The following is a 17,603-nucleotide window of genomic DNA, read 5'->3' on the forward strand; positions in this document are numbered from 1 at the left end:
GATCTTGCCGTAAATGCCCTCTTCGCAGCATACTCATCCACTATGGAGGACATACCAACAGCACCTGATTTCAAGGCACTGCGCGAAATGGCCCTGGCCCACGTGGCTCGCTTTGCCACAACCGAGCATAGTCTGCGCCAGACGCTGGAACGTCGTCTTCGGCGCTGGGGCACGCGAGCCGTGCATGCGGGGCTGCCTGAAGAAGATGCCGAAGCCACCATCAGAACTCTTCGGCCAGCCGTGGAAGACGTCATCGTCGCCATGACAGAACTCGGAGCCGTCAATGATGCCGGATTCGCCCGTTCCCGCGCTCTGAACCTGACCCGGACCGGACGATCTCGCCGGGCTGTCGCCGCACATCTGGCCACGAAGGGCGTTGATCAGACAACCACACAGGAAGCGCTCAACGAATCGCTGGGTGAAAGATCAGACGAAACGGCGCGGGAGGCAGAACTGGCGGCTGCGCTCGTTCTGGCGCGTAAACGTCGCGTTGGTCCCTTCTGCCGCCCGGACCGTCCGCAAGAGGACTTGGTTCGCGTCATGGGAATCTTTGCGCGCAATGGTTTCTCCAGGGATGTCGTGCAGACAGCTTTGGAAATGGACACTGAAGAAGCAGAAGACCGCATCATGGCCTTCCGGAGCCGCCCATGAAAAAACTGGCACTCTGCCTGCTGCTGTCGCTCACAGCCTGTGGCGGTAGTCGCGAATACAGTCGTGCCAGTTTCAATGGGCCACTCCAGTGCGCGCCTTATGCCCGCTCTCGAACAGGTCTTCAGTTGCGGGGAGATGCTGCTTCATGGTGGCGCCAGTCTGCGGGGCATTATGCCAGAAGCCATGCCCCCATTGCGGGCTCTGTTCTGGTCTTCCGGGCAACGTCACGCGTACCGAGCGGACACGTTTCCATCGTACGCAGACAGATTTCTTCAAACACGATCCTCGTAGATCATGCTAACTGGGAACCGGGACGCATTGATCGCAATGTTCCCATCACGGATGTTTCACCCCGTCATGACTGGACACTCGTCCGGGTCTGGTGGGCACCCATTCACGGCCTGGGGCGCCGAGCCTATCCAACCTATGGCTTCGTTTCGGCCTCCGGTCCGGATGATGCGTCCTGAGCGAACGCTTGCACAAACGCCCAAGCCTTGCCACATGAAGGTGTAGCCTTGGCTTTTCGGAGTAATACATTATGGGCAGCATGAGCCCCGTTCACTGGCTGATCCTGGCGGTCGTCCTGCTCGTCGTGTTTGGCGGCGGTGGAAAGATCAGCGGCCTGATGGGAGACTTCGCGAAGGGCATCAAGTCCTTCAAGAAGAACATGGGCGAAGACGAGAACATGACGCCGCCTGAAGCCAATCAGGCGCCGGGTCATATCTCGGCCCCCAATCAGTCGCCCGGCTACAGCCAGACGACCACCAACAGCGACACGCACCGCACGCAGGTCTGATGTTGAATACGACGTCTGATACGGCATGGACCGAGGCCGCCGGACAAATCGTCCGGGCAGGCCAGCGGATGGATCAGCGCGGCTGGGTTCCAGCTACAGCTGGCAACCTGTCCGTACGTCTGGCAGATGGCCGCATCGCCATCACGCGGTCAGGAGGGCACAAAGGCTTCCTGACAGAGCAGGACGTGATCCAGATCACCCCTGAAGGCGTATCGCTGGACCCAACGAAGCGGGCCAGTGCGGAAACTCTGCTCCATACCCAGCTCTATGCGCATGATCCGTCGATCGGGGCTGTACTGCACGGTCACTCTGTTGCGGCCACCATCCTGTCCATGGATGAACCAACAGACGCGATCACCCTCGCGGGCTATGAAGTGCTGAAGGTTTTCGAAGGCCAGTCAACGCACGACACCAGCCTGGACTTACCCCTGTTTCACAACGATCAGGATATCGCCCGTCTCTCGACAGTTGTCGCTCCGAAACTGTCGGACATGCGTCTGGGTTACCTGATCCGCGGTCATGGCGTTTATGTCTGGGGTAAAGACATGTTCACAGCATTGGCGCGGCTTGAAGGGCTTGAATTTCTGCTCGCCTGCCATCTTGCCCGTCTCCAGAAGGCACGCTGAACCATGAGCAGACTGACTGTTTATCGGGATGATAGCCCCGAAACGATCCTTCTTGACGTCACTACCCCCGGGGAAATCGCGGAGACCCTGCGTCCGCACAACATCCGTTTTGAACGCTGGACGCCGCCTGTCACGCCTGCAAAAGACGCGACGACGGACGAAATTCTGGACGCGTATCGCCCCTATCTCGACACCCTTATGGGTGAAACGGGCGCGGGAAGTGCAGACGTGGTGCGCATCAATGCGTCCACGCCCAATCTGCCGGAGCTGCGCAAGAAGTTCCTCTCGGAGCATACGCACAGCGAAGATGAAGTCCGGTTCTTCGTGCATGGTCAGGGCGCTTTCGTTCTGCACATTCACGGCCGGATTTATTCGGTTCTCTGCACGGCCGGAGACCTGATTTCTGTGCCTGAAGGCATTCCTCACTGGTTTGATGCTGGTCCGTCCCCGGATGTGGTCGCTCTGCGCGTTTTCACCGACACAACTGGCTGGATCGCGCAATATACAGGCGATGACATCGCCGAGCGTTTCCCTGCAGACGTCTCAATTTCCTCCTGAAAGTCCGACATGATCCGTCTCGTCCTGCTTGATATCGAAGGCACGACCCTGCCGATCTCTTTCGTTCGGGACGTCATGTTCCCTTATGCGGCCAAGGCCCTTCCGGCTTTGATCGAAGACCATACAAACCCGCAGGTTGTAGCCGCACGGGCAGATATTGCCATCTCTCATCCTGGAGAAGATCCGTTGAAGGTCTGTCAGGACTGGATGGCAAAGGACGAGAAAGCGGCTCCCCTCAAAACACTTCAGGGCATCACCTGGCGTCAGGGGTTTGAAGATGGCACGCTCCGGGCAGATCTTTACAAGGATGTTCCACCAGCCCTGAAGGCTTGGTCTGAGGGCGGCCTGCGTCTCGCGGTGTACTCCTCCGGCTCCATTCCATCCCAGAAGCTTCTGTATGGCTATACGGAGCAAGGTGACCTGACGTCCCTGTTCGACGGCTTTTTCGACCTTTCCACAGGTGGGAAGAAAGACGCAGCGTCATACACAAAAATTGCGGCAGCCTGCGGCCTGAAGCCGGAAGATATTCTCTTCCTTTCTGACATCGGAGCAGAACTGGATGCTGCGTTGGAAGCTGGCCTTAAGGTCTGTCAGCTCGTGCGGCCACAGGATCAGACAGTGCCGCATGAAGGCGTACCACACGCGGCGGATCTGAATGACGTTACCCAGAAGTTCAGTCTCCCCACATGACCCTGCACACTGATTGGCGGGATATCCCGAAGGACGCCCTTGGTACAGTTGCCGCTCTAGGGAATTTTGACGGCGTTCATCGCGGGCATGTGCACCTTCTGAATAGCCTCCGTGCCGCACGTCCAGACCATCCCCTGTCCGTTGTGACGTTCGATCCGCATCCCAGAGAGCTGTTTCGCCCTCAGGACCCGCCGTGCCGGCTCATGCTCCCGGATGTTCGCGCCAAAGCTCTGGAAGAGCAGGGGGTGTCGCACGTTTTCCAGATTCCGTTTGACGAAGAGTTTTCACGGTTAAGCGCTGAATCCTTCGTTCAGGATGTTCTTCTGCGGTCTCTAGGTGTTCGTCACGTCGCCTGTGGCGCAGATTTTGCCTTCGGTCACCGCAGAACCGGCAACACTGACGATCTGGAAGCGCTTCTGACGCCAAAGGGTGTCGGGCTGACGATTGTGCCGCAGTTAGTGGATGAGGGCGGCCCTATCTCATCCAGCCGCATTCGTCGTCTCCTTCAGGAAGGGTATCCTGAAAGGGCAGCATTGGAACTGGGCCGGCCATGGTCGATCGTCGGGCCGGTTATCCACGGAGATCAGCGGGGGCGCCTTCTGGGCTTTCCCACAGCGAACATTCCCCTCCGTCAGCATCTTGAACCCGCACGCGGAGTTTATGCCGTTCAGGTGACGCTACCAGATGGGCGTGTCATCCCCGGAGTGGCAAATATTGGCCGACGCCCGACAATCAACGACGGGCAGGAAAGCCGTCTTGAGGTTCATCTTTTTGATTTTTCGGAAGACCTTTACGGCAAGACCCTGAGTGTCGCTCTGATTGCTCTGCTGCGAGATGAAAAGCGCTTCTCGGGGCTCGAGGAGCTCAAGGCCCAGATTGCTCAGGATGCCGAACAGGCGCGCGGTCTTCTAGAGATTTAAAACCCGCATCATTTTTAATGAGCCTTCCAGCAGGCTGTTCCGTGAGGAACAGCCTGTTTTTTTATGCCCATATCCAGGGCGGTCTCTGTGTTAATTATATCACTGAATGTCTAATTTATGACAAAAGATGTAAAATTCCCGCTTTCCTATATTGAGAATCATTCTCATTGTCGCTTTAAGGGCAATCGCTTTTATCCTTTTACAGGATCGTGATGCGATGCACCCGAAACATTCCATTCGGCCCCTTGGGCCACTTTCTCTTGCCGCCGGTCTGACATTGGTGGGCACGGCTGCCCATGCCCAGTCCACCTCGCACCATCACAAAACGCGCCATTCACAAGGGCGGCGCAATGCAGCAGCTCTTCCCAAGGAAACACCGAAAACTACGGCTCCAACGCCTCATTCTAATGTTCAGCAGGCCAGTAGTGTGGAGGCCAGCGCCGCAGAGGCTGAGCACCTGCATGTCGTCGGTTCGCCGATGAACATTCTGCAGACGCCTATGGGGATCAGCCGCCTCCCGGATGATGTTCTGCACACGCCGCAGACCATCAACGTTGTGCCGAAAGTCCTGATGGAGCAGCAGAACGTCAAATCCCTTGATGAGGCTTTGCGCAATGTTCCGGGTGTCACCGCGTCTGTCGGAGAGGGCGAGGGTGGAATGGCGGGAGATCAGTTTCTGATCCGCGGCTTCTCGGCCAGTAACGACATTTACGAAAATGGTCTGCGTGACTTCGGCGTCTATACCCGAGACAGCTTTGATTACGACCATATCACGGTCATCAAAGGACCATCATCGGAAGTCTTCGGGAACGGGACGACGGGCGGAGCGATCAACATTACCACGAAGGTTGCCCACCTCGGGGACAGCTATAGCGGCAGTTTCTCAGGCGGCTCTGCTGACTACTATCGCGGTACTCTCGATTTCAACAAGCAGATCGGTGAATCAACGGCCATCCGCATCACGGGTATGGGGAACGAGAACAACACGGTTGGCCGGAATGACGTCTATTCCCACCGCTGGGGTATCGCGCCATCCATCGCCTTTGGCCTGGGCAAGCGTACAACGCTCACCCTCGAATACCTGCATCAGACCAGCAACAACGTTCCGGATTATGGTGTGCCTGTCATTACCAAGCCGGGAACAAAGGTTGCTGTCCCCATCACGGAATACGGGCTCAACCGCAACAACTGGTATGGCACGACCTATGACCAGGACGCCTCCAGTGTGGATATGCTGACGGCCCGACTGAAGTTCGACCTGAACAAGAACATCACGTTCTATAACGACCTTCGCGGCGGCAAATACAGCCGTTATTTCTCAGCCTCCCAGCCCGGCTGTGACACAACCTGCGCGACGGATTTCTTCACCAATCCGTCTGCCGCGGTTGTTGACAGACGTGGCCATCTTGGCGGTCCAGAGCCCTACCAGCAGAATGACTGGTCGGTGCAGGACGTGTTCTCCGGCGTTGCGAAATTTTCGACCGGCAGCATCCGTCACCAGATTATTGCAGGTGTGGATATCGAACATGTTTATGACCGCCGCACAAACTACGCTTACAACTTCAACGGTCAGAACGGTACAAAGGCCGATACCACAAGCCTTCTCAATCCTTCTGCAACGCAGCCGGGTCTATTGTTGGGGTCTACCAGTCAATACAGCTACGATCTGGTCAATGTGTCCGGGGTCGGCCAACCGCGTTACAAGACAGGCGATGCGACTGATGTTGGGGCGTTTTTCTCCGAACAGTTCTGGCTGACGTCATGGTTCTCGGTCCGCGGTGGCTTTCGCTGGGATCACTGGGACAGTCACTACGCGGCGAACGGTGGGGAGGCCGGGGCAGGCGTCTCTTATGGGCAGACACAGGATACGTTCAATCCCAGTGTCAGCCTCATGTACACGCCAAACAGCAATCTGATGGTCTATTTCAACTGGGCCCAGTCCACGACACCCCTTGGCCTGTATGTGACCAGTGGAACCGAACCCCTGAAATCCTCAACGGAAGGATTCAGCCCGGAACGCAGCAGCCTGTACGAGCTCGGCGCCAAATATAACGCTTTCCACGGCCGCATGGGCTTCACGGCGTCTGTTTTCAGGCTGGAAAAGGGCAACGCCATGCAGACCGATGCGTCTACCGGTGATGTCACGTCATCCAGCGACAGGCAGCGCAATCAGGGCGTCGAACTCAGTGTGTCCGGTGAGATCCTGAAGAACTGGACCATGATCGGCACCTACGCTTACTACGACGCAACCACAGTCAGCTCCCTGACGGCGGCGGATGTTGGCAAGCGTATTCAGTATGCGCCGAAAAATTCTGCAACCATCTGGTCCACCTACACCATCGCTCCCAATCGTCCCTGGAATCTGACGTTTGGTGGCGGGCTGACATGGCGCGACGGGGTTTGGCTCAATGCCGCCAATACGGCGCGTGTTCCCGCCACCATGGAGTGGGATGCCGTGATTTCCCATAACTTCGGAAAGCACTGGCGGATCGCCATGAATGGCTACAACCTCGATAACCGCCTGAACTACAGCAATCTGTTCTCTGACCGCGCAACGCCTGCGGTTGGTCGCTCGTTCCTGGCCAACATTTCGGCCAATTATTGAGCCTCATGTCAGGCCGGATTATTCCGGCCTGATTTTTGCGTCCTCGGTGGAGAGCGGCACGCCCATTTCTTGCAGACGGTCCTGAACCCGTGTTTCCAGAGCTGGGTCTCTTTTGTTTCCCAGAAGAGCCAGCTTCTTGTTCATTGCCAGAAGAATGTCAGACGTGGCATCCACAATAGCCTTGCGCCACCAGCCCAGCGCTTCGTCAATCTGGCCTGCATCCACCAGCGCCGTCGCATAGTTGTGCTGCCCCCGGTAATCTCCGCCTTCTGCTGACTTCCGATACCAGTCCAAGGCTGCCGCGCGGTCTTGGGGCACAATCCAGCCTTCTTCTAGAAAACGCGCATACAGGTTCATGGATTTAGCATGGCCGTTATGCGCCGCTGTTCGAAACAGATTGAGCGCCTTTGGCAGATCTTGGGGCTGCCCGATGCCCCGCATGGTCAGAATGCCCAGATTATAGCGGCCCCATTCGTCTCCAGCGTCAGCTGCTGCTGCATAACACCGGGCGGCTTCCTGAAGGTCTTTTTCGCATCCCCAGCCGAATTGAAAGCACCGGCCCCGCATATTGTGCCCCGGCCCGAACCCAGCCTTTGCTGCAATGGTAAACCATTCCAGTGCCCCGACAGGGTCTTTGGGAACATAAATGCTCTCCAGCAGGATCTGCCCCCACTGGACGATTTCCAGATGGTGCCCTTTCAGGGCTTTCTCACGGATGACCTCGATATGAGACGGCAGCGGAGGGGCTGCCTCACGTTCGGGTGGGCGGGAAAAGATTTTCCTGAAAACGCGCTTCATGCCGGGGTCACCATCCGCCCTGTCCCAATGCAGAAAATACTGCCGCCGGACTGTAGCTTCCCGGGTCGTTCAGGCAAAGCGCCTGCTGTTTACAACGACGTTTTTGCCGAAGGCGCAGGTACGATCTGTTGAACGTCGAAACCGTCCTTTTTCAGGAGCGCAGGAAGTCCTTCTGGGCCCGCCATGTGTAAAGACCCAACTGCCACGAACAGGGACTTTCCCGAATCATGAAGGGTCAGGATTTTCTGGGCCATCGCTGCATTTCGCTCATCAATCATGTGGAACGTCTGGCGTTTCTCCTGTGGTGTCCGCTCACATTTGCACCACTGTTTGTACTGGTTCAGTCGCGTCAGATCGCTGCGCCCCCACATCGCAATCAACTGATCTTCATCCTTCCGCGCTTCCCCCGAGGAAATCTGCTTGATGGTTTCATCAATGAAGGCGTTTTCTTCGGACAGTTTCGGGGAGATCAGGAGGTTACGCTGTGTCTGAACATCTTCGAGCGCGATAACTTCCTTTTTCAGGCTGCCCGCCATTCCTTGAAGGACAAAGTCGACGGCATAATCGGGATAATATCCATCCGCGCGGGCAGCTGACGCGCTAAGCCCGGCCGCTTCAAGGCCGATTGCCGTAGTGGCAAAGCCTGCCGTGGGAATACAGAGTTCATCTGCCAGGGCATCGAGTTTTTTCTTCCGCCCGGAAGCAATCAGCTTTTCACGGTTAGCTGGTTCTTCGGGTTTGCGAAGGGCTGCCAGTGTCTGGGGATCCTGCAGATTCAGTTCAAGCGCAACAGCCTGGCTTTGCAGGATGGCGGACCGTATGAGCGGCCCAGGCATCAGCCATTCTTCGCGAGAGGCATGAACAGTGCCGTACAGCCAAGACGTATGACCATCTTTCGTGGCTTTCCACAGAAAACCGCGGTCCTGGGATGTCATCAGAAGATGAGGCAGATCAGATTTAGACGGAACAGCTGCCGGCGCCGGACACCGAGGGGCCTGTGCTACCGCGAGAGAAGGAGCAATCGCCAGGATCGCAGCCAGCCAGAATGTCTTCATGAAAATGCCCCCGTACAGATTTTCTGCCAAAACAGATCATGCTTCTGCCCCTGAAACAATCCATGACCAGACCTGTCATTCAATTGTCTTGAAGGCCTGAATAACAGCGTTTTTGGCAGAACATGACGCGGTTTACCCTTAGAAGACTTGACCACATCCCCGCCCAATCTCCATATGGTCCCCCTTATTTTGTGTGAATGACCAAAGTTGGCCCGTCCCATGTCCGACAAGTCCGATACGACCTTCAAAGAACAGCAGGATCGCTACCGCGATACTGTGTTCCTGCCGCGCACCGGCTTCCCCATGCGGGGTGGCCTGCCGAAGCGTGAGCCTGAGACGCTTGCCCGCTGGGCGGCCATGGATCTGGACGGGAAAATCCGTGAGGAAGGGAAGGGACGCCCGGTCTTCACGCTGCACGACGGCCCTCCGTATGCCAACGGGCACATTCACATTGGTCATGCGCTGAACAAGGTGATGAAAGACGTCATCAACCGTGCGCATCGCATGTCCGGTTTCGAAGTCCGCTATCAGCCGGGATGGGACTGTCATGGTCTGCCGATCGAATGGCGGATTGAGGAACAGTACCGCAAGGCTGGCAAGGACAAGGACCAGGTTCCCCTGCTTCAGTTCCGCGCAGAGTGTCGCCAGTACGCCGCGGAGTGGGTGAGCAAACAGGCGGAAGACTTTAAACGCATCGGTGTTCAGGCCGAGTGGGCCAATCGTTACGTCACGATGGACTACAGCTCTGAAGCCAAAATCGTTGGAGAAATCGGCAAGTTCCTGCTGAATGGCGGTCTGTATCGGGGCCTGCGCCCTGTTATGTGGAGCCCCGTCGAGAAGACCGCGCTCGCCGAAGCCGAGATCGAATATCACGACGTTGACTCCACCACGATCTTTGTCGCCTTCCCGATCATCAAGGACCCGACGCCGGGTGACGCCCTTGATGGCGTCTCAGCCGTTATCTGGACCACAACGCCGTGGACCATTCCAGCCAACCGCGCGCTCGCTTACGGTCCGGACATCACCTACGTGGTTCTGCGTGCTGATGAAATCACGGAAGCCAGCGTTGTCCCACAGGGCGCGCGCCTGCTGATCGCGGAAGACCGTGTTGAGGCCTTCTGCGCTGAAACCGGTATCAGTGCGCATCACATTCTTTACACGCTGCCCGGCAGCGCGCTGGAAGGCGCCGTTGCGGCCCATCCTCTGCGTGGTCGTGGTTATGAATATGACGTGCCGATGCTTCCGGGCGACTTCGTCACGACAGATGCTGGTACGGGCCTCGTTCACATGGCGCCGTCTCATGGTCAGGATGACTTTATCGTCTGCCGCCAGTTCGGCATTGAAGTGCCAGAACTGGTGCAGGATGATGGTCGCTACGCGTCATGGGTTCCGCATCTCGAAGGCATCCATGTTTTCAAAGCCGCTGACCCGGTCTGCGATCTGTTGACGGAAGCCCGCCAGGCCGGTGAACATGATGACGCACCTGCGACTGGCCTTATGGCCCGCAGCAAGATCCGTCATTCGTATCCGCATTCCTGGCGTTCCAAAGCCCCGATCATCTTCCGCGCCACACCTCAATGGTTCATCGCGATGGATGGGGAAACGAAGCTGCGTGAGAAGGCTCTCAAGGCGCTTGATCCTGTCACCTTCGTGCCTGAGGCTGCCCGTCGCCGCCTGACGTCCATGGTCGAGCAGCGTCCGGACTGGTGCATCTCCCGTCAGCGCGCCTGGGGCGTGCCGATTGCCGTCTTCGTCGAGAAGCGAAGCGGTGAAGTTCTGCGTGACGCAGACGTCATGGACCGGATCGTCAAGGCTTTCCACGAAAAGGGTGCGGACGTCTGGTACGACACAGACCCGGCTGTTTTCCTTGGTCCAAACCGTGACCCGGCGGATTACGAACAGGTCTTCGATATTGTGGACGTGTGGTTTGAATCGGGCTCCACGCATCAGTTTGTTCTGGGGCAGGAAGGCCTGAACTTCCCGGCAGACGTCTATCTGGAAGGCTCTGATCAGCATCGCGGCTGGTTCCAGTCGTCCCTGCTGGAAAGCGTTGGCACACGCGGCGTTGCCCCCTACAAAGCCCTTGTGACGAACGGCTTCGTGCTGGACGAGCAGGGCCGCAAGATGTCCAAGTCGCTCGGGAACGTCATTGCCCCGGCAGACGTCACGGACTCACTGGGCGCCGACATTCTGCGCCTGTGGGTGCTGAACTCCGACACGAATGAAGATCTGCGCATCGGCAACGAGATCCTGAAGCAGCAGGGCGAACTGTACCGTCGCCTGCGCAACACCCTGCGCTGGCTGCTGGGCGCGCTGGACGGCTTCACGGAAGAAGAGGCTGTCCCCTACGCTGAAATGCCCCCGCTGGAGCAGTATATCCTGCACCGTCTCTCGGAACTGCGTGGCCTAATCAGCACGGCCGTCGAGACGCACCAGTGGGTGGGTGTCTATCCGGCCCTGCATGGTTTCTGCACGACGGATCTGTCTGCATTCTATTTCGACATCCGTAAGGACGCGATCTACTGCGACGCTCCTTCTGATCTGATGCGCCGTGCCTCCCGCACGGTTCTGGATGCACTGCACCGTGCGCTCTGCACCTGGCTGGCACCCGTTCTGGTCTTCACAGCAGAAGAAGCTTGGAGCGCCCGTTTCGGTGAAGAGAGCAGCATCCATCTGGAGCAGTTCTTTGAGCCTGATGCCGAGTGGAACAACCCGGAACTGGGCGCCAACTGGGACGAGATCCGCGCCTACCGCCGCCTTGTCACGACCGAGCTGGAAACAGCCCGCCGTGATGGCGTCATCGGCGCCTCTCTGGAAGCCAGTGTGACGCTTCCGATCTCACAGGAAGAGGCAGTGTCTCTTACCGGAATTGACTGGGCAGAGCTGCTCATCACGTCCCACGCGGAGATCGAACTTCTTCCGGGCGAAACAGTTCACGGTGGCCCGGAAGTCGAGCGTGCGCCGGGTCATAAATGTGCCCGTTGCTGGAAGGTGCTTCCGGATGTGGGTGAAAACGCCGAGCATCCGGCTCTGTGCCGTCGCTGCGTCAGTGTGGTGAGTGCCTGATGTCCCTTTGGCAGGAAGGTATGAGCCGTATGGGGCGGCTGGTTCTCGGGCTTGCCCTGCTGGTTCTGGTCCTCGTTCTGGATCAGGCCAGCAAGGACTGGATTCTCTACGGTTATAATCTGCCGGAGAAAGGGTCCGTCCAGATCCTCCCATTCCTGAACTTCACTATGGTCTGGAACCATGCCGTGACGTTTGGAATGTTTGGTGGTCTGGGCAGCAAAGGGCCTCTGGTTTTCTGCACGGTCTCGCTGTTGGCTGTCTGCCTGCTGGTCTGGACCATGACAAAGACGCGCCGAACACTGGTTGCCGGCGCCTGCGGGGCCATCGCAGGCGGAGCCATCGGTAACGTCATTGACCGCCTGCGATACGGCGCTGTTGTAGACTTTCTTCATGCTCATGCCTTCGGCTGGTCATGGTATGTCTTCAACATTGCCGATGCCGGTATTGTGTGCGGAGTGGCCGTCTGGCTGATCGACTCTCTTCTTGCTGAACGTAACAGCCAGCCGCAGTGAGCAAGGGGAGCTTGCCCCCACGCTGCGTGGACTGTAGGACTATCCCATCATGATCGCGTCCCAGGGTCCCTCAATGCGCCGTAACCGTCTTCCAGTTGCCCGTCTCAGCGTACAGATGGGTGCAATTGCTTCATTCGGCCTGATGCTGTCTGGTTGCTCAGGCAGCGATCTGGAGCGGGCCTTTGGCATGGAACGCTACATGCCAGACGAATACACCGTCACGACGCGTGCTCCGCTGTCTATGCCGCCTACAGAGAAGATGCAGCTTCCTGGCGCTGCCGACGCGCACCGTCCGGACGAGAGCCCGCGGATGCAGGCTCTTGAAACGCTGTCTCCGGATGCAGCCCTTCACCCGTTCAACGGCGAAAACAGCAGCGGCCAGTCCGCGCTAGTTGGCCAGGTGGACAAGGCTTCGGGTGCTCCCAACAATGCCGAACTCGGTGCTGCCGATGCGGGCTTTGTTGACAACCTGATGTTCTGGAAGGGCGGCCAGGCTGGCTCCGTGGTCGACGGGGACGCTGAAAACCGCCGTATTCGTGAGAACTCGGCTCTGGGGCGTAACCCTGCAACAGGCGCGACCCCGACCGTCAAGAAAAAGAGCGGTCACTTTCTGGGCGTGCTGTAAACAGCACTCTTCCTACCTTCAGGATTGTGAGTCACCATCCTGTCTGAGAAAACTTCCCTTGTACGCCCGGTCATCCGTCGGCTTTCAGGTCATGTTGTTGATCTGATTGCGGCGGGTGAGGKGATTGAGCGCCCGGCTGCGGCTCTGAAAGAGCTTGTCGAGAACGCGATTGATGCTGGCGCCACGCGTCTTGTGGTCGCCCTTCGCGCTGGCGGCACAGATCGTATTGATGTCACGGACAATGGTTGCGGCATGACGCCGGAAGAGCTGGACATGGCTGTCCAGCGCCATTGCACATCCAAATTGCAGGACGAACGTCTCGTTCAGATCCGCACGCTTGGTTTCCGTGGGGAAGCCCTGCCATCCATTGGGGCAAGCGCACGCCTTTCCATTACATCCCGAACAGCCGAATCTGACACGGCCTGGTGCATTCGTGTCGATGGAGGCGTCATTACGCCGCCGCACCCATCCTCAGGTCCGGTGGGCACGCGGATTGTGGTTACGGATCTGTTCTTCGCCACCCCTGCGCGACGCAAATTTCTTAAAAGCCCGCGTGTGGAAAACAGTCATGCCGAATCGGTCATGCGGCGGCTGGCTCTGAGCACGCCGCATTGCTCCATGCGCGTCACACTGGACGACAAGGTCCTGTTTGACCTGCCCGAACAGAGCCCCATCGCCCGGACGGCAACGGTTCTGGAGACAACACCCGACACGCTGATCCCGCTTGATGAACAGCGCGGCCATATACGCCTGTCCGGCTTTGCATGTGGCCCTGCCAAAACCAAGGCTACCGGTTCGGGCCAGTTCATCATGGTCAATCACCGCCCGGTTACAGATCCCATGCTGCGGACCGCCATCCGTGTGGCGTATCGTCCCGTCATTGAACGTGGGCGTTTTCCGGTGATGGCTCTTCATCTCAAGGTGCCTCTGGAGCGACTGGATGTGAACGTACATCCTGCCAAGACAGAACTGCGCTTTGCCGATGAAGCTGAAGTCCGGGCACTCGTCATTGGCGGTTTGGGTCGGGCACTCGGCCATGGGTCCAGTGGCGGAGGCGGAATCCACGCCAGCTTCGGGTCACGTCCAGCGCGTCCCTCAATTTCCTACCCGTCGCGGCCAGACGTTCCTGTTGAACTGCCTTCTTTCAAGGAGTTCCGCACAGAGCCAGCAGCATCGTTGCCCTTAAGTGTGCCAAAGGCAGCGCCATTCGCTCCCGATCGATCGGGTTTTGCTGAGCAGGAGGCCGGTTTTGCGCCGGCTGCGCGTGCGCCCCAACCTGTCCCAGAGCATCTTGACGCCTCTTTTCCGCTCGGCGCTTCGGTGGCTCAGGTCTTTGACACATACATTATTGCCGTTGCCCCTGATGGGGATCTGGTTCTCGTGGATCAGCATGCGGCTCATGAGCGTCTGACCCATGAACGTCTAAGAGAGCAATATGCCAGCGGGACTCTACGGTCTCAGGCTCTCCTTCTGCCTGAAGTCGTGGACCTTCCCCGACGGGACGCTGAGGCTCTGCTGGCACGGTCTGAAGATCTGTCCAGGCTGGGGATAGACCTCGAATCCTTTGGTGCAGGGAGCGTGCTGCTCCGATCAGTCCCCGCCCTTCTCGGCACAAAGGACGTTCAGGGCCTTCTGCGGGATGTGGCGGATGAACTCGCCAATGATCCGGATCTTGATGCTGGCAATACGGATAGTTTTTCCAATCGTCTGGATGCCATTCTGGCCCGGATGGCCTGTCATGGAAGCATTCGCGCGGGCCGACGCCTGAAACCGGAAGAAATGGATGCCCTTTTGCGGGAAATGGAGCGTACTCCGCGCGCCAATACCTGTTCGCACGGCCGTCCAACCTGGTTAAAACTGACGCGTAGCGAGATCGAGCGTCTTTTCGGGCGTATTAAATAGTCGCCCAATTGTGATCCTATTGCTTGATCTGAGGCATGGACGGCGCGCTCTTGCGGGTGTGTCTGTAAGCCTGTCGCTGAACAGGCGTAAATTTTGGAACCATGGAGTCCGCTGGCTGCGCTTTGAAGGTAGCAACGCCAGAAACGTTGAAGGAAGAATACAGACATGCCGGCCAGCTCCAGCGGGAACACGGTTTTCCTTGATGCCCTTCGTTCGGTCGTTGGCCGCCGTCATGTTCTGACCAAGCCCAACGCGACTTATCGCTTCCGTAAAGGATATCGGTTTGGGCTCGGCGATGTGCTGGCCGTTCTGCAGCCGGGAAACCTTGTTGAACTGTGGAAAGCTGCCAAGCTCTGTGCTGAAAGCGGCAAGATTATCATCATGCAGGCTGCTAACACCGGCTTGACCGGTGGCTCTACACCGGACGGCAACGATTATGACCGCGAGATCGTCATCATCAGCACGAACCGGCTTGATGGCATCCACCTGATCGGTGAGGGGCGTCAGGTTGTTTGTCTTCCTGGCTCGACCCTGCATGATCTGGAAGAAAAGCTCGCCAAGATTGGCCGCGAGCCCCACTCGGTTATTGGCTCATCCTGTATCGGTGCCTCCGTTCTGGGTGGTGTGAGTAACAATTCCGGCGGCGCTCTGGTGCAGCGCGGCCCTGCTTTCACGGAAATGGCCCTCTTCGGTCAGATGGGGGCAGATGGGAAACTGCATCTCGTCAACCATCTGGGTATCCGCCTTGCAGGTGATCCGGAGCAGATTCTTTCTGCCGTTCAGGCTGGGCAGCTTCCGGATAGCGCTATCGACTGGAACGCAGGCCGCGGCCATGACGCTGGTTACGCCCAGCATGTGCGGGACGTGGATGCTGAAACGCCTGCACGCTTTAATGCGGACCCCAACCGCTGGCACGAAGCCGCTGGATGCGCGGGGAAGCTGGTTGTGTTTGCCGTTCGCCTCGACACCTTCAAGGCCAATAAGAATCCAGCGGTGTTCTACATCGGGACCAACAGCACGCAGGATCTGGAAGACCTGCGTCGTCATATCCTGACAAGCTTCGACGAGCTGCCAATCGCCGGGGAATATATCCACCGCGACGCGTTCAATATTGCCGAGGTGTATGGCAAGGACACGACGGCCATCATTCGCTACATGGGCACACGGTTCCTGCCCACGTTCTTCGGTCTGAAATCCCGGTTCGATATTGCCGTACAGCGCATCCCCGGCATTTCAGGCCACCTGAGTGACCTGTTGCTTCAGGCGTTCAGCAAGATCATTCCCAAGCAACTCCCGGCACGCATGTGTGATTTCCGGGATCGTTTCGAGCATCATCTCATGCTCAAGGTATCGGCGGAGCTCGCAGCGCCCGTCAAAGCGTATCTTGAAGAATGGCACTCAAAAACGTCTGGCGATTTCTTTGCCTGCACCTCGGAAGAAGGCAAGCTGGCCTTCCTCCATCGCTTTGCCGCCGCCGGAGCGGCCATCCGTTACCGTGCCGTTCATTCAAAGACGGCAGAAGACATTGTTGCTCTTGATGTGGCGCTGCGCCGCAATGACCGGGAGTGGTTTGAAACCCTGCCGAAAGAGATTGAAGATAAGCTGATCGTCAAACTCTACTACGGCCACTTCTTCTGCCACGTGATGCATCAGGATTACGTGGTGAAAAAGGGCTACAACGCCATGGCCGTGGAGCACTCCATGCTGCCAGGTTTGGAAGCCCGGGGCGCCCGTTATCCTGCCGAGCATAACGTTGGTCATCTTTACGATGCGCCGGAAGAGATGATCGAACACTATCGCAGTCTGGACCCATGCAACTGCTTCAATCCGGGTATTGGTAAAGCCACCAAACGCCGGAACTGGGTTGCTGAAAGCGTCTGATTATCCTTTGCCCGGAAAGTCAGTGCAGAGTGGCTTTCCGGGCTGTGAGAACGTTGCCGAGAGACGCAACAACGATGCACAGAACGCCTGCCCATCGCGTGATCGACAGCGCTTCGCCCAGAAAGATCCAGCCTGAAACGGCGCCGAGCATGGGCTCCATGCTCAGCAGAATTCCAAGATCTTTCGGCCGAAGGCGACGCATGGCCATCATGTCGAGGATATAAGGCACGGCCGAGGAGAGAACGGCTACGCTGAGGGCCGCTCCACCTTGCCAGGGATGCGTGATGACGGTGGGAATTGTGGGAATCAGGCAGGGGAGAAGAAAAATCCCCGCCGTGGCCATACCCAGTGTTGTCGCTTGCCCCGCATCCAGGATCTTCCCCATGCGTGTGCCTGTGAGGATGTACACGATCCACCCGCAGCCACTCAGGAGTGCTGCACAGACTCCGAATATATCCAGGGCATGGGCAGATCCGGCCACGGCTGCCGTCTCTGGGCGTAGCAGCAGATACAGTCCGGAAATCACAAAGAGTACCCAGCACAGGTCGAGCCAGCGACGTGATCCAGCAAGTGCGAGCGTTAGCGGGCCTGTGAATTCAAGTGCAACCACGATTCCCAGTGGCAGGCGAACCAGCGCCACATAGAAGCAGAAGTTCATGACCGCGACAGACGCGCCATAAGGCAGCAGCAGCTTCAGGGCTGCTGGTGTCAGGGTCATGCGAGTCGGGCGCCAGATGGCCAGCAGAATGAGTGCGGCCATGCAGACACGCAGCCCCACCATCCCGGTTGGACCAAAGAGCGGAAAAAGCCCCTTCGCCAGAGTGGCGCCGATCTGGAAGGAGGATATCCCCCCGATCAGTAGCCCTACCGCCTTAAGTTGTCCGTATTTTTCAACAGGCTGCACACCAGTGGTCACGT

Annotated in this window: 16 protein-coding genes; 13 read left to right on the forward strand and 3 right to left on the reverse strand. The window is 57.9% G+C overall.

The window, feature by feature from the left end; translation table 11 throughout:
* Positions 1-42: 42 nt before the first annotated feature.
* From KP707_RS13180 to KP707_RS13215, 8 genes are all read left to right on the forward strand, one after another.
* Positions 43-651, forward strand: coding sequence for a regulatory protein RecX (locus tag KP707_RS13180; protein WP_211503440.1), 609 nt, complete (start codon positions 43-45; stop codon positions 649-651).
* Positions 648-1,118, forward strand: coding sequence for a CHAP domain-containing protein (locus KP707_RS13185; RefSeq protein ID WP_046900274.1), 471 nt, complete (start codon positions 648-650; stop codon positions 1,116-1,118). The genes KP707_RS13180 and KP707_RS13185 overlap by 4 nt, the downstream gene beginning before the upstream one ends.
* A 71-nt stretch (positions 1,119-1,189) precedes the next feature.
* Positions 1,190-1,447 (forward strand): twin-arginine translocase TatA/TatE family subunit, encoded by a 258-nt coding sequence (locus KP707_RS13190; protein ID WP_046900273.1) that lies wholly within the window; start codon positions 1,190-1,192, stop codon positions 1,445-1,447.
* On the forward strand, positions 1,447-2,073 hold the full coding sequence (locus tag KP707_RS13195; protein WP_211503395.1) for a methylthioribulose 1-phosphate dehydratase: 627 nt from the start codon (positions 1,447-1,449) through the stop codon (positions 2,071-2,073). Before KP707_RS13190 ends, KP707_RS13195 begins: the two co-directional genes overlap by 1 nt.
* Positions 2,074-2,076: 3 nt before the next feature.
* Positions 2,077-2,631, forward strand: coding sequence for an acireductone dioxygenase (locus KP707_RS13200; protein ID WP_046900271.1), 555 nt, complete (start codon positions 2,077-2,079; stop codon positions 2,629-2,631).
* Positions 2,632-2,640: 9 nt separating this feature from the next.
* On the forward strand, positions 2,641-3,321 hold the full coding sequence (mtnC, locus tag KP707_RS13205; protein ID WP_211503396.1) for an acireductone synthase: 681 nt from the start codon (positions 2,641-2,643) through the stop codon (positions 3,319-3,321).
* Positions 3,318-4,241, forward strand: coding sequence for a bifunctional riboflavin kinase/FAD synthetase (locus KP707_RS13210; protein ID WP_046900269.1), 924 nt, complete (start codon positions 3,318-3,320; stop codon positions 4,239-4,241). Before mtnC ends, KP707_RS13210 begins: the two co-directional genes overlap by 4 nt.
* A gap of 217 nt (positions 4,242-4,458) precedes the next feature.
* A complete protein-coding gene (locus tag KP707_RS13215) occupies positions 4,459-6,846 on the forward strand; it encodes a TonB-dependent siderophore receptor (RefSeq protein WP_211503397.1) in 2,388 nt (795 codons plus the stop codon).
* 18 nt (positions 6,847-6,864) lie between these two features.
* Here the strand turns inward: KP707_RS13215 and KP707_RS13220 are convergent, their stop codons facing one another.
* On the reverse strand, positions 6,865-7,644 hold the full coding sequence (locus KP707_RS13220) for a tetratricopeptide repeat protein (protein ID WP_211503398.1): 780 nt from the start codon (positions 7,642-7,644) through the stop codon (positions 6,865-6,867).
* A gap of 89 nt (positions 7,645-7,733) precedes the next feature.
* Positions 7,734-8,699 (reverse strand): TraB/GumN family protein, encoded by a 966-nt coding sequence (locus KP707_RS13225; protein WP_211503399.1) that lies wholly within the window; start codon positions 8,697-8,699, stop codon positions 7,734-7,736.
* A 219-nt stretch (positions 8,700-8,918) separates the two neighbouring features.
* Between KP707_RS13225 and ileS the strand changes: the two genes are divergently transcribed.
* The 5 genes from ileS to dld all read left to right on the forward strand — a co-directional run bounded on the left by ileS (position 8,919) and on the right by dld (position 16,685).
* Entirely contained in the window at positions 8,919-11,765 is a 2,847-nt protein-coding gene (gene ileS, locus KP707_RS13230) for an isoleucine--tRNA ligase (protein WP_211503400.1), read from the forward strand.
* Entirely contained in the window at positions 11,765-12,277 is a 513-nt protein-coding gene (gene lspA / locus KP707_RS13235; protein WP_080951423.1) for a signal peptidase II, read from the forward strand. The genes ileS and lspA overlap by 1 nt, the downstream gene beginning before the upstream one ends.
* 49 nt (positions 12,278-12,326) lie before the next feature.
* The gene (locus KP707_RS13240; protein WP_064274244.1) at positions 12,327-12,902 is read left to right on the forward strand and encodes a DUF3035 domain-containing protein; all 576 of its coding nucleotides are present in this window, start codon (positions 12,327-12,329) and stop codon (positions 12,900-12,902) included.
* Positions 12,903-12,941: 39 nt separating this feature from the next.
* Positions 12,942-14,804 carry a DNA mismatch repair endonuclease MutL gene (gene mutL, locus KP707_RS13245; RefSeq protein ID WP_215769421.1) on the forward strand — a complete coding sequence of 621 codons (1,863 nt, stop codon included), beginning with the start codon at positions 12,942-12,944 and terminating at the stop codon, positions 14,802-14,804.
* Positions 14,805-14,969: 165 nt separating this feature from the next.
* Positions 14,970-16,685, forward strand: coding sequence for a D-lactate dehydrogenase (dld, locus tag KP707_RS13250; protein WP_211503401.1), 1,716 nt, complete (start codon positions 14,970-14,972; stop codon positions 16,683-16,685).
* A 19-nt stretch (positions 16,686-16,704) separates the two neighbouring features.
* On the opposite strand, the gene KP707_RS13255 is transcribed toward dld, so the two are convergent.
* Entirely contained in the window at positions 16,705-17,601 is an 897-nt protein-coding gene (locus KP707_RS13255; protein WP_046900260.1) for a DMT family transporter, read from the reverse strand.
* Positions 17,602-17,603: the final 2 nt, after the last annotated feature.

It is taken from the genome of Gluconobacter sp. P5E10 (assembly GCF_018812145.1).
Classification (GTDB): domain Bacteria; phylum Pseudomonadota; class Alphaproteobacteria; order Acetobacterales; family Acetobacteraceae; genus Gluconobacter; species Gluconobacter cerinus.

What these genes read in the sequence shown, in the direction of transcription:
- ileS (WP_211503400.1), top strand. Translation starts at nt 8,919, where the DNA reads ATGTCCGACAAGTCCGATACGACCTTCAAAGAACAGCAGGATCGCTAC.
- KP707_RS13210 (WP_046900269.1), top strand. Translation starts at nt 3,318, where the DNA reads ATGACCCTGCACACTGATTGGCGGGATATCCCGAAGGACGCCCTTGGT.
- KP707_RS13200 (WP_046900271.1), top strand. Translation starts at nt 2,077, where the DNA reads ATGAGCAGACTGACTGTTTATCGGGATGATAGCCCCGAAACGATCCTT.
- KP707_RS13225 (WP_211503399.1), bottom strand. Translation starts at nt 8,699, where the DNA reads ATGAAGACATTCTGGCTGGCTGCGATCCTGGCGATTGCTCCTTCTCTC.
- KP707_RS13220 (WP_211503398.1), bottom strand. Translation starts at nt 7,644, where the DNA reads ATGAAGCGCGTTTTCAGGAAAATCTTTTCCCGCCCACCCGAACGTGAG.
- KP707_RS13180 (WP_211503440.1), top strand. Translation starts at nt 43, where the DNA reads ATGGAGGACATACCAACAGCACCTGATTTCAAGGCACTGCGCGAAATG.
- dld (WP_211503401.1), top strand. Translation starts at nt 14,970, where the DNA reads ATGCCGGCCAGCTCCAGCGGGAACACGGTTTTCCTTGATGCCCTTCGT.
- KP707_RS13215 (WP_211503397.1), top strand. Translation starts at nt 4,459, where the DNA reads ATGCACCCGAAACATTCCATTCGGCCCCTTGGGCCACTTTCTCTTGCC.
- KP707_RS13195 (WP_211503395.1), top strand. Translation starts at nt 1,447, where the DNA reads ATGTTGAATACGACGTCTGATACGGCATGGACCGAGGCCGCCGGACAA.
- lspA (WP_080951423.1), top strand. Translation starts at nt 11,765, where the DNA reads ATGTCCCTTTGGCAGGAAGGTATGAGCCGTATGGGGCGGCTGGTTCTC.
- KP707_RS13185 (WP_046900274.1), top strand. Translation starts at nt 648, where the DNA reads ATGAAAAAACTGGCACTCTGCCTGCTGCTGTCGCTCACAGCCTGTGGC.
- KP707_RS13190 (WP_046900273.1), top strand. Translation starts at nt 1,190, where the DNA reads ATGGGCAGCATGAGCCCCGTTCACTGGCTGATCCTGGCGGTCGTCCTG.
- KP707_RS13240 (WP_064274244.1), top strand. Translation starts at nt 12,327, where the DNA reads ATGATCGCGTCCCAGGGTCCCTCAATGCGCCGTAACCGTCTTCCAGTT.
- mtnC (WP_211503396.1), top strand. Translation starts at nt 2,641, where the DNA reads ATGATCCGTCTCGTCCTGCTTGATATCGAAGGCACGACCCTGCCGATC.